Raw genomic sequence first — 13,591 nt, 5'->3', positions numbered from 1 at the left:
AGATTCGGTCTTTATATTTATCCATTGTAAGGCTCAAGTTTTTCAGATCCGCACTACACATTGCCGTGATAAATGGGAAAGGAGTATTGATATGATTGTACAAAAAGAAGGACGCGGGCAACCGGTGAGTCTGCGGGAACGGGTTCATTTTCTGGACATCGTACGAGGATTTGCCTTGCTTGGCATTATTATTGTCAATTATTTTCTGATCGTAGATTCAGTAAAGGGATTCGAAATGGCCTCCGATGACGTACTGCATAAGCTGGTTTCCTGGTTTGCCGAAGGGAAATTCGTTACGTTATTCTCCTTCCTGTTCGGAGTCGGGTTTATGATCTTTATGGATCGAGCCGCGCAGAAGGTAGAGAGTCCCAACAAGCTGTTTGCCCGCAGGTTATCTATCCTGTTGGGATTTGGCATTTTGCACATCACATTTGTTTGGGTCGGTGACATATTGGCCTTTTACGCCGTAAGTGGCTTCCTGTTACTCGCCTTCTATAAACGCACGGCCAAAACGGTGCTTAGATGGATTATCGCACTTATCGTGTTTCAATTCCTGACTCCTGTTTTCACAATGTTGTACAATGTCATCAATACTGCAGGGTCAAAAAACCTAAATTTTTCAGAGTTTACTTTGTTTAGCCACAGCAGCCTTACCTACATGGAATCCATCAGCACTCGGTGGACAGATATGGTCACGATGGCTGCCGGCTCTTTCTCTATGATCTATTCCATGTTTCTCATGTTTCTGCTGGGCGTGTACTTTGTTAAGATGGAATTTTTCAAAGACATGGAAGCGAAAAAGCCTATATGGAAGCGTATCTGGATCATTAGCACAATCGCTTTTCTAATAACACAAAGCAGTATATTACTAGACATGTTTAATCTTTCTGAGAATATGCTGTGGAAGGACATTTCCTCTGTCTTGGGTCAAAATGGCGGCATAACCGGAAGTATGTTTTATATGAGCACTTTTGCAATGCTGTTTCTATACGTTCCTCAGCTGCGAGGCCCTATGATGATATTCACCAAAGTCGGACGGATGTCATTGACCTGTTATCTGCTTCACTCTATCATTGGAACAGTTCTGTTCCTCAGGTACGGATTCGGGCTTGCGGATCATATTCAATCCGCCGGCACGTTCATGTTCAGTTTGGCCGTGTACTTCGTTCTTATGAGCTTTAGTACATTGTGGTTGAAACGGTTTAGGTACGGTCCGATGGAATTAGTATGGCGCAAGCTGACGTACGGCAAAGTAAACGGGAGTCCCAAAGCAACTCCGCTGCATTCGGAAAAATCTATTCAGAAATAACCCCCTTGCACAGATTGCATGACTTCAAATTAGTGTTGTTGAATGAAGCGGGCATTAAACGGACAGATTTGATATATGGACTAGTTATTTTTATATCATTTAGGCTTCTTTGGGCTAATAAATCCACCAGAGTTTACTCAATGTGCATTGCTCATGATCGAATCTAAATTGAATCTTTTACGCATGTTCATAGTCAAAGGCGCCTCATTCGACTATTTTTGTAACTTTTCGCAGGAAAAATTCGAGAATGATGACAAATCCCGCATACGACACTTAATACGGTAGTGAACAATAGTAAATTAGGGTTACATGCAGCTTGTTTTCCAATGAAACAAAGAAAAAGAATCATACAAAAAGACAGGAGAAAGCTTTTGAAGTATTTTAACGCCAAATTTACCGCGGAAGAAAGAGCGATGGAATCACTTTTTTGTGAAAAGGCCTCGCAGAGCAGCTCGAATGTTTTACTGAACGACTGAACTCTATATTTTAGCAACTGAGGGAGTGAACAATCATGAAAACTAAAAATGAACCAAAAGTTATTCTGGAACTAGCAAAGGAATCTGATCTGCCAGAATTCCAAAAAAAATTACAAGAAGCCTTTGCGATCGCCGTGATTGAAACGTTCGGTGATTGCGAAGATGGGCCGATTCCATCGGACAATGATGTTCAGGAGTCTTTCAATGCTCCCGGAGCAGTGGTATATCATATTCTTCAGGATGGTAAGAATGTCGGTGGTGCAGTAGTACATATCAACAGCCAAACAAATCATAATTCGCTAGATTTATTCTATGTATCTCCAGAATATCACAGCCAAGGGATTGGTCTTTCTGCTTGGAAAGCCATTGAAGCACAGTATCCGGATACTGTGCTTTGGGAAACCGTGACACCTTATTTCGAAAAGCGAAATATCAACTTCTATGTGAATAAGTGTGGATTTCATATCGTAGAGTTCTACAATGAACATCACTCTGATCCGCATATGCATCGCAATGGACGCGAAGATGACAAGCCCCTGCCGGATGATGATGACTTTTTCAGATTTGTAAAGATTATGAAAAAAAAGGACTAAACAATTGAACACGGCGAGATGCCGCAGAGAGTTGCTGGTAACTTTTTTATATTTCATTATCAGAGGAAGGTAATAATGATGTTTAAAAGGTGTTTTGATCCCTGTCTCATAAACAGGGGTCAAAACACCTTTGAATCATCGGTTTCTTTTCTGACATATACCACGCCCACTAGTCCCTCAACATAGTAAAAACATATCATGAGTTACAAAAGCTTTTATTCAAAGCATATGTTTACTTTATTTATACTTATTTTCATCATTTTTCAGAATTCTGGACACTAATCGGGTACCTATTAGAGACCAAGGAACTCTACATTTCATTAAGAAATACGTACTCATTGCCCTGCTTTAATTAATTTTAAGCCCTCGCACTATGCCCCCCTGAATTAAGTATTCGATGTAACTTTGAAATTAAGTTTATGAAAATCTGTCACAAACCCTTATTTTCATAACACATCATTTGTTTCAGCTTCCCTCGCGAATACCGGATTAATGCTCGGCTTTAAGATAGTCAACCAATCTCTCCGCACTGTTCTTAACATCTTCTTTTGAAAGATGAAGTGTCCCATATTGTGTAAACGCAGGAAGAAAACGCATTCCTATATAGTTAGCAGTGACTTGAAACGGTCTGATAAGCTCGCTGATCGTGATATTATATTCTCCGCCTGCTTGATAATCAGATTCCTGTGCGCCTAAGGAGATAGCTAAGAGTAGTTCTTTTCCATGCAATTTAGTTCCTTCAGTTCCATAAGCCCAGCCATGTGTTAACACATCATCTTCCCATTGTTTGAGTAACGCGGGACTGCTGTACCAATACATTGGGAACTGAAAAACGATACGCTCATGATCTAACAGGAGCTGCTGCTCTTTTTCTACATCAATGATAAAATTAGGGTATTCACCGTACAGGTCATGAACCGTAATGTCTTTCTCTTGCTTTAAACGATTCATCCAGGTTTTGTTGACAACAGACGTTTCCAAATTAGGATGTATAACGATAACTAATGTTTTCATTAGACCGATTATCCTTTCTTTTCCAATTAGTTATTATTGCTTTTACGATAATGAATTGATTCTAATTTTAAAATAGCAACTTTATTTACACCTATTTTATCCTTTTTCATGAATTCAGGGCAACTAATTGGGCACCAAAATCAATGATGAATTAAGACATTGTTTTGTATAAATCCGATATAACAGAATAATCCCTTATTTAGAAAATTTCCACCTTTCCCCTCAATCCTTACCAATTCAAACTCATTAAGGAGATACTTTATCACCAACTTTAAATAATAATGGAATAAGTGCTAATAAAATAATTCCTACAACCAACGTAGATATTATTAACTCCTTCCATACAATCAAATTCTTTAAAAACATTTGATAAATAACTAATGAGTTTACTGGAATGTTAAGCAATAAGCTCGTAAGAAGTCCAGGTGCATACTTTTTCATTACAACAGTTGCGATAAGATGTGGAAAAATAGCGTTGATAACCATAGAACCTAGAAAGCCAATGAAAATCCATTTTGCAATATCTGATTCTGGCATATATAAAAAACCAAATGCAGATAAATAAGCCAACATAGTTATAACAATGACAGCAAAATGAAATTCATTTGAAGTTACTGGCTTTTGAAACTTTGAAGATTGTTGTGACCACTCAGGTAACCAAATAGCTTCCTCAATATTATGAAGTGTAATAGCAAAACAAAAAAATGCTACGAAATAAACCACCTATCATTTCCTCCTCGGTGCCACAACCAATATGGTTTGGCAACATTATATTACATTTGAGGCTGATTGGATATGGTGTTAAAAGAGAGAAGAATCTGCCTTAGTAGTTGCTTCTTAATTATATGTGCAATAACGTGTTGTTACGTGGCATGTCATATTCAAATATAATAACTCTAAAGCAAACAAAGATACCTATATAGTTTGGCATCCTCTTTTTTAGTTCGAGTCCCTCTATTTATTTTGGGCACAAAATAGACCTAATTTATATTGACTCATTACACCCATCACCTACCATACCTATAAAACCAATCAGGATTAAAATGTTTTAAAAAAGGTAATCAAAGGTGACGTTATGGTCTTTTTTATTTTCTTAACGCTGCCCTAATGCAAAACAACACTGGACACCACTAAGTCAAATGCATTTCATGGTACTATAGTCAAGACTTGTCCAAGTCACCATTATCAAAATGAATTTCATCAAACACTTGAAACATTTATTGAACGCGGCCAAGTGTCATAACATTAATAAGAAACCAACGAGTGATGAATCTTTTAATCTTTCATTTTACCCGCTGACTCATATCAAAGGAGCTCTAACCAAATTTTAATAGCTGTCGCACTTATTAATAGCGCTAAAATCCATTGCAGGAATTTTGTATTTACTTTTTGCCCAACTGATGCGCCAATAGGAGAAGCTATTAAACTAGTAATCATAAGAACCAGAGCTGGTACAAAAAGAACCTGGCCCGTGATTACTTTTCCAACTGTTGCGCCAATGGATGAAAGAAATGTAATCGCAAGAGATGAAGCGACTGTGACTCTAACAGGAATATTTAAAATCGATAACATAATGGGGACTAGGATAAAGGCGCCGCCAGCTCCTAAAATACCTGATACGCCACCAATGATAAACGCTAAGGAAGAAGCCAACCATTTATTAAATATCACTTCCTTATCTTCGCTATGTTCTTGTCCTTTTTTTCCTTTTTTAGGTATAAACATTAAAATAACTGCTATAATAGCCAGAATTCCGTATATAAAGTTAATTCCTTTTTCAGATATATAATGAGAAAAGTAACTCCCCAATACACTCCCTAAAAGGATGCTGCTTCCCATGTAAATAATTAATGCTTTATTTAGAAGACCACTCTTACGATAAGCCCAAACACCGCCGAGTGTCGCAAAAAAAACTTGAATAGCCCCTATCCCTGAAACTTCATGGGCAGTTAATGACATCACTCCCACTAAAGAAGGAATGTACAATAGCATTGGATAATTAATAACTGCTCCGCCAATACCAATCATTCCGGAAATAAAGGCACCAATAAACCCTATAATGAAAAGAGTTGTGATAAAGGCAATATCCACTTTGGTTTCCTCCTTTCAAAGGAAAAGGGTATCTTTTTATTCGATACCCTTTCACATTATTAGCCTTTTTTAATCCAGAATTTCAATACATCACCTTCATCAGTTTGCTCTAAAAGGTCATGTCCGCCTGATTTAGACCAGGCTGCAAGATCATTTTTAGCTCCCTTATCTGTTGCATGCACTTCTAATATTTGACCTGATTCCAGTTCATTCATCGCTTTCTTTGTTCTGACAATTGGCATTGGGCATGCCAAGCCTTTTGCGTCTAATACTTTATCTGATTTCATGTTCTTCTCTCCTCTTTTTAGCAGAAACTTGTGTTACCGTATTGCACAGCGGTTTGGGCCAATCTCCATTTCACGCTGTTTTTCTTCATCTGGGCTGATTTTCCCCATGTTTGTTTCTCGAATCTCTTGGTATGCATTTGGTTGCGGAGGCAAATGATCTGTTACTAGGTGTCTAAATTCTGTTTCATCCGCAATGTTCAAACCATGGTTCTCGCTAAATAATGTACTTAGTTTTTTACCAACACTTCCATTCTCATTTAGCTCGTCAATGATCATAAAGTGTGCCGGTAATACAATTAAATCCTTTGATAACGCTTTGTAACGGCTATAAAGCGTTTTTCTTAAATCTCCTACCCAATCTTCTGCCATACCGGCTAAGTCTGGTCTGCCGATTGAATCAATAAACAAAATATCACCTGAAAGAAGATACAGATCATCGACAATGAAAGAAGTGGAGCCAATCGTGTGCCCCGGAGAATAAATCGGTTGAATTTTAATCGTTGTATTTCCAATAATAATGTCATTTCCTTCTTCCAACGGCTGATAATCGAATTCCACTTCTTCAGCATCTTTAGGCGGTAACCAGTAGGTTGCTTTTGTTTTTTCAGCAATGACTCTGCCGCCTGAAATATGGTCCGCGTGAAGATGTGTATCAAATACGTGAGTAATCGTTGCACCCTTCCCCTTCGCAAAATCTATAAAGAAATTCACCATACGTGTCGCATCAATAATTGCTGCTTCACCATTGGAAATGACCATGTATGACAAGCAGCCTTTACCGATTCGAACAAACTGATACATCTCACCTCCATCTTTTAAATCCCCGACTTTTACCGGCTCTAAATGTTCGCTCCATGCTTTCATTCCACCCTTAAGGTAGGATACAGAATGACCTGCTTCAGAAAGCATTTCGGATACCATGACGGATGAACCTTCTTTTGCGCAAACGACCAGCACTTCTTTATCAGAAGGAATTTTCTCCAAGATATCTTCTACGCCATCTAAAAGATCAAAATAAGGAACATTCAAATGGTCAAAGTCATGCCCTTCTATCTTCCAATCGTTAAAATCATTTTCATTACGCACATCCAAAATAAATAAAGGTTCTTTGTTAAAGATTTTTTTTGTCGCTTCTTTTGGGGTCATTGCCTTTACGGTCATGTTTCAATACCTCCTATATCAAATCTTTTAGCGGGACTAAAACGTTAAGGATACATCAGCATCTTTCGCAAAACCAAAAAAGGTAACAGCCCCGCCTACTTCGATTCCTTCCATAAAATCATCTTTTGTTAAACCCATAACGTCCATCGTTATTTGACAACCAAATCATGCAACTCCCATTTCAATCAGTTTAGGAATAGAAGGCACATTTGCGTTCCTACAACCTTCTGCGACATGCTCTTTTCCTTGTCGCAATATTACAGACTTTATAAGCATCAAACAGACCGCCATTTGCCGCAATAATCGCTACTCTTGTACTCATCTGTTCATCATGCTTTTTATTTATTCGGTTTTACCTGTCCAATCCCGCATACCGGGGACAACATTAATAACCTTTTTAAAACCTTGTTTCTTCATGGTGCGGGCCGCCATTTCACTCCTTCTTCCCGAATGGCAGATAATATAAATTTCATCATTTTTGTTTAATTCGTCAGAGCGCTTTTCCACTTCACCAAGAGGGATATGCACAACTCCAGGGATATGAGCTTTTTCATATTCCTCTATCTCTCGAACATCTAAAATGTTAAGAGACTCGTCACTATCTACTTTCTGTTTGAAAGCTTCTAATGAAATCTCAGGAATTGAAGATGCATTTTCTGATGAATGCTCTCCTCCTTTTCGAAGAAAATGACGAAGTATTTCTCCCTCTGCTTCAGTACCTAGATATTCATGGCCTGTACTTTTTGCCCATGCTTCCAGATCTGCTGTAGAACCTTTATCTGTCGCATGAATTTCCAATACTTCACCAGCTTTTAAATCCTTCATTCTCTTCTTCGTTTTTACGATAGGCATTGGACACGCCAAACCTTTAGCGTCTAGTACAATATTTGCTTTCATCATTTTTTCCTCCTTTTCTCATATAGGGGTGGGGGTATATAAATATACAAAAAGTTTCTCCCTAGAAGTTAATACCATGTATTCATGCCCCTTTTATATTTGTGATCTTTTTAAATCCTTGTTTCTTCAATATTTTTACTTCCCTTTAAACTTCTCCTTCCGCTTAGCAATGAGTAAATGAGTAACATTAGATAAATAAGTTGACACTGCCTTCCTCAGCATCTGCCAAATAAGCTGCTACACCAGCATAGTCAATATCATCTAATAGTTCTTTTTCCTGTAAACCAAGAAGATCCATTGTCATCGTACAAGCTACGAGCTTTACCCCCTGTTCTTGAGCCATCTCAATCAACTGAGGCAAAGGAAGTGCATTATGCTTTTTCATCACATTTTTAATCATTTTAGGGCCCATACCTGCAAAGTTCATTTTAGATAAACCCATCTTATCAGCACCACGAGGCATCATCTTTCCAAACATTTTTTCAAGAAATCCTTTTTTCACTGGAATCAGCTCTTCTTTACGTAAAGCGTTTAATCCCCAAAAAGTATGGAAGATCGTCACTTCATGATCGTAGGCAGCTGCACCATTTGCAATAATATAGGCTGCCATTGCTTTATCATAATCCCCGCTAAATAAAACAATTGTTGTAAGTTTTGTTTGTTCTGTCATGTTTATTCTCCTAACTAATTACCCCCGCGGGTATATTAAAGTCAAAAAATTTTTTCGAAAGATCTGCTATTATTCAACTCTTTAAATACCGGTAGGGGTATAATATGACGCATATAAAAATTCGTCAACCTTAGGTTGATGAATTTTTATCGGCTCTTTACCAATAAGTCAACTGCTTCTTTTACTAAATTTTGTGTGTCTTCGCCTTTTTCTAAACTTTCACGAACACAATGTTCAAGGTTTGTGCTCACAATTAAACCCATCGCTCGATCGATCGCATTACGGGAAGCTGCTAATTGGGTCACAACCTCTCTACAATCTTTTCCTTGTTCCATCATAGTCAATACACCTTTAATTTGTCCTTCAATCCGTCGTAAGCGGTTTTTAATCTTTTGATCATACTCCATATATCAATGAAATCCTTTCTTTCATTTATTTTTACATTTACATGTTGCCAGTTCATAACTGTTTACATGGATACCTTTGCGCTTTAGAAAACGCACTCCTAAATTTAATTCCACCCGATCACGAGCTATTATGTGTATTTTATCACGTGGAATCTCTAAATAAAAACGTTTTAGATACGCATATGGGATGTTTAAAATAATATTATCCGAAAAATTGGGTACATCGTTATAATGGCGAATATCTAATATTGTCATGTCTATAGCCTTTAATTTATCTTTATGGATACAAGAGATTCCGGTTATAGGATAATAACGTCTATACGTTGCAATGATAATCACAAAAATAAGCAGGAATGCAATAACTAAATAATTGATACTACTTACACCACCTTATTAACTCTTTGTTATTCACAAAACTATAATATACCCCCTCAGGTATATAGTCAAGTGTGAAAGTTACTTACTTTGAGCTGATAGATTCATTCCAATATCCGCGGATTGAAAAAATACTTACATTTCGATAATGCCAATTCTGCTAAAAAAGTAACTCGAATAAAGAAATAAGCCGATTTTATTTTAAATCGACTTTATTTTATCAATTACTTTTTAAATTAGCACAAGACTGCTTGGATATTACATTGGGTTTCATTTGCATAAAAACAATTCTTAGGTACTGGTTCCCCATGTTTCATGCTGGATGTGACTCCAATTACTCAGAAATCTGCGAATAACTATGCTAATCTTCCGCAGCCACTGCATCTGCTTTGGTTTTATGAACTGTACCAAATGGATGGTTAGGAGGAGCATAAATGGAGTAAAGTTTTAATGGCGTATTACCTGTATTAATCACGTTATGCCAAGTGCTGGCAGGTACAACAATGGCAGAATCATCATAAACATTTCTTTGAAAGTTCAAATGACCTTTGCTCTTTCCCATTTTGACGATCCCACGCCCCTGCTCAATCCGTAAGAACTGGTCAACGTTAGGATGGATTTCCAAACCAATGTTTTCTCCAATACCAAGACTCATCAAAGTAACTTGAAAATGCTTTCCTGTCCATAAAGCAGTACGGAACGTATTGTTTTGTTTTGTGGCTCTATTGATATTTACAACAAATGGTTTTGGTCCATAATCCTTCAAAAGAAGGTTTCTATCTTCATATGAAGAGCGCAAATCGGCACCTCTGTGTACGTTCCCCATCTCATTTGGAATAGTCCAATAAACAGATCTTCCATCATTATACATCGGTACAGTCACATAATAATAACATTGAGGCGAAAAAGGGTTATAGTACATTTTTTGATCCCCACAATTATAAATTTTTGTGATAGTATCCTATGCATTTATTAAGGGAGTGTGCTAAATCAAGAAAACTCATATTAAACACAAAAATGAATCTTCGATCACCGTTTGATTCACGGATGAATAATTTATCACCGACCTTGTAATCGTTTTCTGGATATTGAATTTCACTAGCCTTTGTTAACAAGACATCGAATGACACTTTTATATGATGGATTATCAAAAGTCGACGATCCTAAATGGCTTTTGAACATTTACATAGCACAACAACAGAGTATACGGAATTATGTTGTTTGTCCCCCCTATCCCAGCTCTTTTAGATTTATCCCTTTGGATGCGCCTTGATGGCCAGCTTTTCAGCAGCATAGTATTTAGCGCCTCCTGAAGCGTTATAGCATATTTCAACGCCGATAGACTTGCGGTTCCCAGTGCCGTTTGTACCGTCACCTGTATGTGGGCTCGTTTTTAGTTGGGCACACAATAGAAGCAATTTTTCCATATGAAAATCTCGTAATCTTACACCTCCTTAACTTGAAGGAGGATTTTGGCATATGTATTTTCATACCCGTCAACTACCATCTCATCTAGCATATATTCCTCATATGCATTTTCCCCTATTTGCATTCCATTTCTTTCAATGAACTCAATGATTCTCCGGTACGCCTCTTCAGTATTTCCGCCTATTTCATATCCAACTGCATACAGGCCTTTTGGCCGTACATGATAATTTATATTCTCTGCCCCATCTTTTACTTTTATATAAAAGTAACTGTAATTGTAGAAGTCTTTTTCTAAGATTTGTTCCCGTGCAAAGATTCCGCCTATCGGATATCCTTCATCTAATTCATATTGCTGAACTTCATGAATGAGTTCTGAAATGGCTGCCACATATTTTCGTTCCGGTAAGTTTAATGTTTTTCGGCTTAACATGAATGTTTCTTCATTTAAATATTCAAAAGAAATTGAGGAAAAGTCAGTCTCAAGTGCTTGTTCTGTAAGCGTCACTTTTGTTTGTAAGATCGTTTGCAACTGCTTAAGCTCATTTATTTTTTTATCAATCTCAATAGACTTTTCTTTTAGAACATGCAGGATCTTGTCTGGTGTTTTTCCTTTTATTAGACACTTTATTTCTTTTAATGGAACCCCAAGCTCTTTAAATAGACTGATGACTTGAAAAATCTCAAATTGATGATAGGAATAATATCTATACCCATTTTCTTTTTTTATTTCCGGCGAGAAAAGACCAATCTCATCATAATGAAATAAGGTTTGTTTTTTTACACGGCAGAGCTTCGAAAACTCCCCTGTTGTGAAATACTTCTTAACATCTTCGCTCATAAAAACCTCCTTGACTATACGGTAACCATATACCTTATGATTATTGTACTTGAAAAGAGCTTCATTCTACAAAGAATAGTAGTAAAAAAGGCTTCAATTTAGTAAAGGGGAATTCAGATGAAAAAATCAATAAATGAGCAAAAAACCATATTCATTATACTATTAAGCAACATCTTCGTAGCATTTCTTGGTATCGGTTTAATCATTCCAGTTATGCCTTCTTTTATGAAAATCATGCATTTATCCGGCAGCACAATGGGTTATCTTGTTGCGGCTTTTGCCATTTCTCAGTTAATTACTTCACCTTTTGCAGGTAGGTGGGTTGACCGTTTTGGGAGAAAAAAAATGATTATTCTCGGGTTGCTTATATTCAGTTTATCTGAGTTGATTTTCGGATTAGGGACCCATGTTTCAATATTTTATTTCTCGAGGATATTGGGTGGTATAAGTGCGGCTTTTATCATGCCCGCGGTAACAGCATATGTAGCTGATATGACAACCCTAAAGGAAAGGTCAAAGGCTATGGGGTATGTTTCTGCTGCAATTAGCACCGGCTTTATTATTGGGCCTGGTGCGGGAGGATTTATTGCCGGCTTTGGTATCCGCATGCCGTTTTTCTTCGCCTCCGCCATCGCGTTAATAGCAGCTGTCACTTCCGTTTTTATACTAAAAGAGTCATTGTCGACAGAAGAACGCCATCAACTCTCATCTCATACAAAGGAATCAAATTTTATTAAAGACTTGAAGAGATCCATTCATCCTGTCTATTTCATTGCATTTATTATCGTCTTTGTAATGGCTTTTGGTTTATCAGCTTATGAAACTGTATTCAGCTTGTTTTCTGATCATAAATTTGGCTTCACACCAAAAGATATTGCAGCCATTATTACGATTAGTTCCATTGTTGCGGTAGTTATTCAAGTTTTACTATTCGGGAAATTGGTCAACAAACTTGGAGAGAAAAGAATGATTCAGCTGTGCTTAATAACCGGTGCGATCTTGGCTTTCGTGTCTACTGTTATGTCAGGATTTTTAACTGTTTTGCTTGTAACTTGTTTTATTTTTCTAGCGTTCGATTTGCTACGTCCCGCCTTAACCGCTCATTTATCCAATATGGCCGGTAACCAGCAGGGTTTCGTAGCAGGCATGAACTCCACATACACCAGCCTGGGAAATATATTTGGACCTGCTTTAGGCGGTATACTATTTGATCTTAACATTCATTATCCTTTCCTTTTTGCAGGTTTCGTTATGATTGTCGGCCTTGGTCTTACAATGGTTTGGAAAGAAAAAAAGAATGATGCTGCAGCTTTGAATTAATTCATTTTCTATAAAGTCAAGTCATTTGGATGCAGGGAATGCCCCTGGTTAGGCACAATAAGAAAAGGTACTTAATATGATAGGCTACATGTTGCTTGACGTGAAAATAGTTTATGCTGAGTTTTAGCAATATCAGGATTTCATCTGCCATCACCTTAAGCCGCAGCCTAACCGGGATAAGAAAAAAGGAGAATGTAGTATGAGTATAAACATAAAAGCAGTAACTGATGATAATCGTGCTGCAATTCTTGATCTGCATGTCAGCCAGAATCAATTATCATATATTGAATCTACAAAAGTATGTTTAGAGGATGCAAAAGAATGTCACTATTATAAACCTGTCGGGCTTTACTATGATGGAGATCTAGTCGGTTTTGCAATGTATGGATTGTTTCCCGAGTATGATGAAGATAATAAAAACGGACGAGTCTGGCTTGACCGATTTTTTATTGACGAACGCTATCAGGGAAAAGGATTAGGGAAGAAAATGCTTAAAGCCCTCATTCAGCACCTTGCTGAGCTATATAAATGCAAGAGAATTTATTTAAGTATATTTGAAAATAATATTCATGCTATACGCCTTTATCAAAGGTTTGGTTTTCGATTTAATGGTGAACTCGACTTTAATGGTGAGAAGGTAATGGTAAAAGAGCTATAGATATCCAAGCCTCCTTGTTTGCTGAGAAACGTTTGAACTTCGATATTGATTACCTACTTAAACTGCA

General features: G+C 37.3%; 16 protein-coding genes and 3 pseudogenes. 5 read left to right on the top strand and 14 right to left on the bottom strand.

Annotated features, from left to right (window positions below; genetic code table 11):
* Positions 1 to 91: 91 nt before the first annotated feature.
* The 3 genes from M1D94_RS08340 (at position 92) to M1D94_RS08330 (ending at position 2,378) form a co-directional block, all read left to right on the top strand.
* Positions 92 to 1,309 (top strand): DUF418 domain-containing protein, encoded by a 1,218-nt coding sequence (locus M1D94_RS08340; RefSeq protein WP_326353631.1) that lies wholly within the window; start codon positions 92 to 94, stop codon positions 1,307 to 1,309.
* The gene (locus tag M1D94_RS08335) at positions 1,228 to 1,476 is read left to right on the top strand and encodes a hypothetical protein (RefSeq protein ID WP_119123070.1); all 249 of its coding nucleotides are present in this window, start codon (positions 1,228 to 1,230) and stop codon (positions 1,474 to 1,476) included. The genes M1D94_RS08340 and M1D94_RS08335 overlap by 82 nt, the downstream gene beginning before the upstream one ends.
* 344 nt (positions 1,477 to 1,820) lie before the next feature.
* Positions 1,821 to 2,378, top strand: coding sequence for a GNAT family N-acetyltransferase (locus M1D94_RS08330; protein ID WP_456270504.1), 558 nt, complete (start codon positions 1,821 to 1,823; stop codon positions 2,376 to 2,378).
* A 489-nt stretch (positions 2,379 to 2,867) separates the two neighbouring features.
* Here M1D94_RS08330 and M1D94_RS08325 read toward each other — a convergent pair whose 3' ends face one another.
* The 14 genes and pseudogenes from M1D94_RS08325 to bltR form a co-directional block, all read right to left on the bottom strand.
* Positions 2,868 to 3,392: an NAD(P)H-dependent oxidoreductase gene (locus M1D94_RS08325; protein WP_456270503.1), complete on the bottom strand. Its 525-nt coding sequence runs from the start codon at positions 3,390 to 3,392 to the stop codon at positions 2,868 to 2,870.
* Positions 3,393 to 3,638: 246 nt separating this feature from the next.
* Positions 3,639 to 4,115, bottom strand: a complete 477-nt coding sequence (locus tag M1D94_RS08320; RefSeq protein WP_213419128.1) for an HXXEE domain-containing protein — start codon at positions 4,113 to 4,115, stop codon at positions 3,639 to 3,641.
* Between the two features lie 582 nt (positions 4,116 to 4,697).
* Positions 4,698 to 5,483, bottom strand: a complete 786-nt coding sequence (locus M1D94_RS08315) for a sulfite exporter TauE/SafE family protein (protein WP_456270502.1) — start codon at positions 5,481 to 5,483, stop codon at positions 4,698 to 4,700.
* A gap of 59 nt (positions 5,484 to 5,542) precedes the next feature.
* Entirely contained in the window at positions 5,543 to 5,770 is a 228-nt protein-coding gene (locus tag M1D94_RS08310; RefSeq protein ID WP_003156135.1) for a sulfurtransferase TusA family protein, read from the bottom strand.
* Positions 5,771 to 5,803: 33 nt separating this feature from the next.
* Positions 5,804 to 6,938, bottom strand: a pseudogene (locus M1D94_RS08305) (MBL fold metallo-hydrolase).
* 29 nt (positions 6,939 to 6,967) lie between these two features.
* Positions 6,968 to 7,253: pseudogene (locus M1D94_RS08300) on the bottom strand (DsrE/DsrF/DrsH-like family protein).
* A 20-nt stretch (positions 7,254 to 7,273) separates the two neighbouring features.
* Positions 7,274 to 7,831, bottom strand: coding sequence for a sulfurtransferase TusA family protein (locus M1D94_RS08295; RefSeq protein WP_077671568.1), 558 nt, complete (start codon positions 7,829 to 7,831; stop codon positions 7,274 to 7,276).
* A gap of 184 nt (positions 7,832 to 8,015) precedes the next feature.
* Positions 8,016 to 8,498 carry a DsrE/DsrF/DrsH-like family protein gene (locus tag M1D94_RS08290; protein WP_120028414.1) on the bottom strand — a complete coding sequence of 161 codons (483 nt, stop codon included), beginning with the start codon at positions 8,496 to 8,498 and terminating at the stop codon, positions 8,016 to 8,018.
* A 146-nt stretch (positions 8,499 to 8,644) separates the two neighbouring features.
* The gene (locus tag M1D94_RS08285; RefSeq protein ID WP_003237170.1) at positions 8,645 to 8,905 is read right to left on the bottom strand and encodes a metal-sensitive transcriptional regulator; all 261 of its coding nucleotides are present in this window, start codon (positions 8,903 to 8,905) and stop codon (positions 8,645 to 8,647) included.
* 21 nt (positions 8,906 to 8,926) lie between these two features.
* Positions 8,927 to 9,244 carry a sulfurtransferase gene (locus M1D94_RS08280; protein WP_080286220.1) on the bottom strand — a complete coding sequence of 106 codons (318 nt, stop codon included), beginning with the start codon at positions 9,242 to 9,244 and terminating at the stop codon, positions 8,927 to 8,929.
* 397 nt (positions 9,245 to 9,641) lie between these two features.
* Positions 9,642 to 10,202, bottom strand: coding sequence for a cupin domain-containing protein (locus tag M1D94_RS08275; RefSeq protein ID WP_456270501.1), 561 nt, complete (start codon positions 10,200 to 10,202; stop codon positions 9,642 to 9,644).
* 225 nt (positions 10,203 to 10,427) lie between these two features.
* On the bottom strand, positions 10,428 to 10,574 hold the full coding sequence (locus M1D94_RS08270; RefSeq protein WP_032726231.1) for a hypothetical protein: 147 nt from the start codon (positions 10,572 to 10,574) through the stop codon (positions 10,428 to 10,430).
* Positions 10,552 to 10,662, bottom strand: a pseudogene (locus M1D94_RS08265) (N-acetylmuramoyl-L-alanine amidase); the annotation flags it as partial. The gene M1D94_RS08270 and the pseudogene M1D94_RS08265, both read right to left, overlap by 23 nt.
* 62 nt (positions 10,663 to 10,724) lie before the next feature.
* Positions 10,725 to 11,546, bottom strand: a complete 822-nt coding sequence (gene bltR / locus M1D94_RS08260; protein WP_014480349.1) for a multidrug efflux transcriptional regulator BltR — start codon at positions 11,544 to 11,546, stop codon at positions 10,725 to 10,727.
* Positions 11,547 to 11,663: 117 nt separating this feature from the next.
* Between bltR and blt the strand changes: the two genes are divergently transcribed.
* Positions 11,664 to 12,866, top strand: a complete 1,203-nt coding sequence (gene blt, locus M1D94_RS08255; RefSeq protein WP_253136811.1) for a multidrug efflux MFS transporter Blt — start codon at positions 11,664 to 11,666, stop codon at positions 12,864 to 12,866.
* A 199-nt stretch (positions 12,867 to 13,065) separates the two neighbouring features.
* The gene (bltD, locus tag M1D94_RS08250) at positions 13,066 to 13,524 is read left to right on the top strand and encodes a spermine/spermidine acetyltransferase (protein WP_041850101.1); all 459 of its coding nucleotides are present in this window, start codon (positions 13,066 to 13,068) and stop codon (positions 13,522 to 13,524) included.
* The last annotated feature ends 67 nt before the right edge of the window (positions 13,525 to 13,591 follow it).

The organism is Bacillus sp. JZ109, assembly GCF_053903135.1.
Note: the sequence above shows the minus strand (reverse complement) of the source record. Positions and strands in the feature narration are given on the sequence as shown.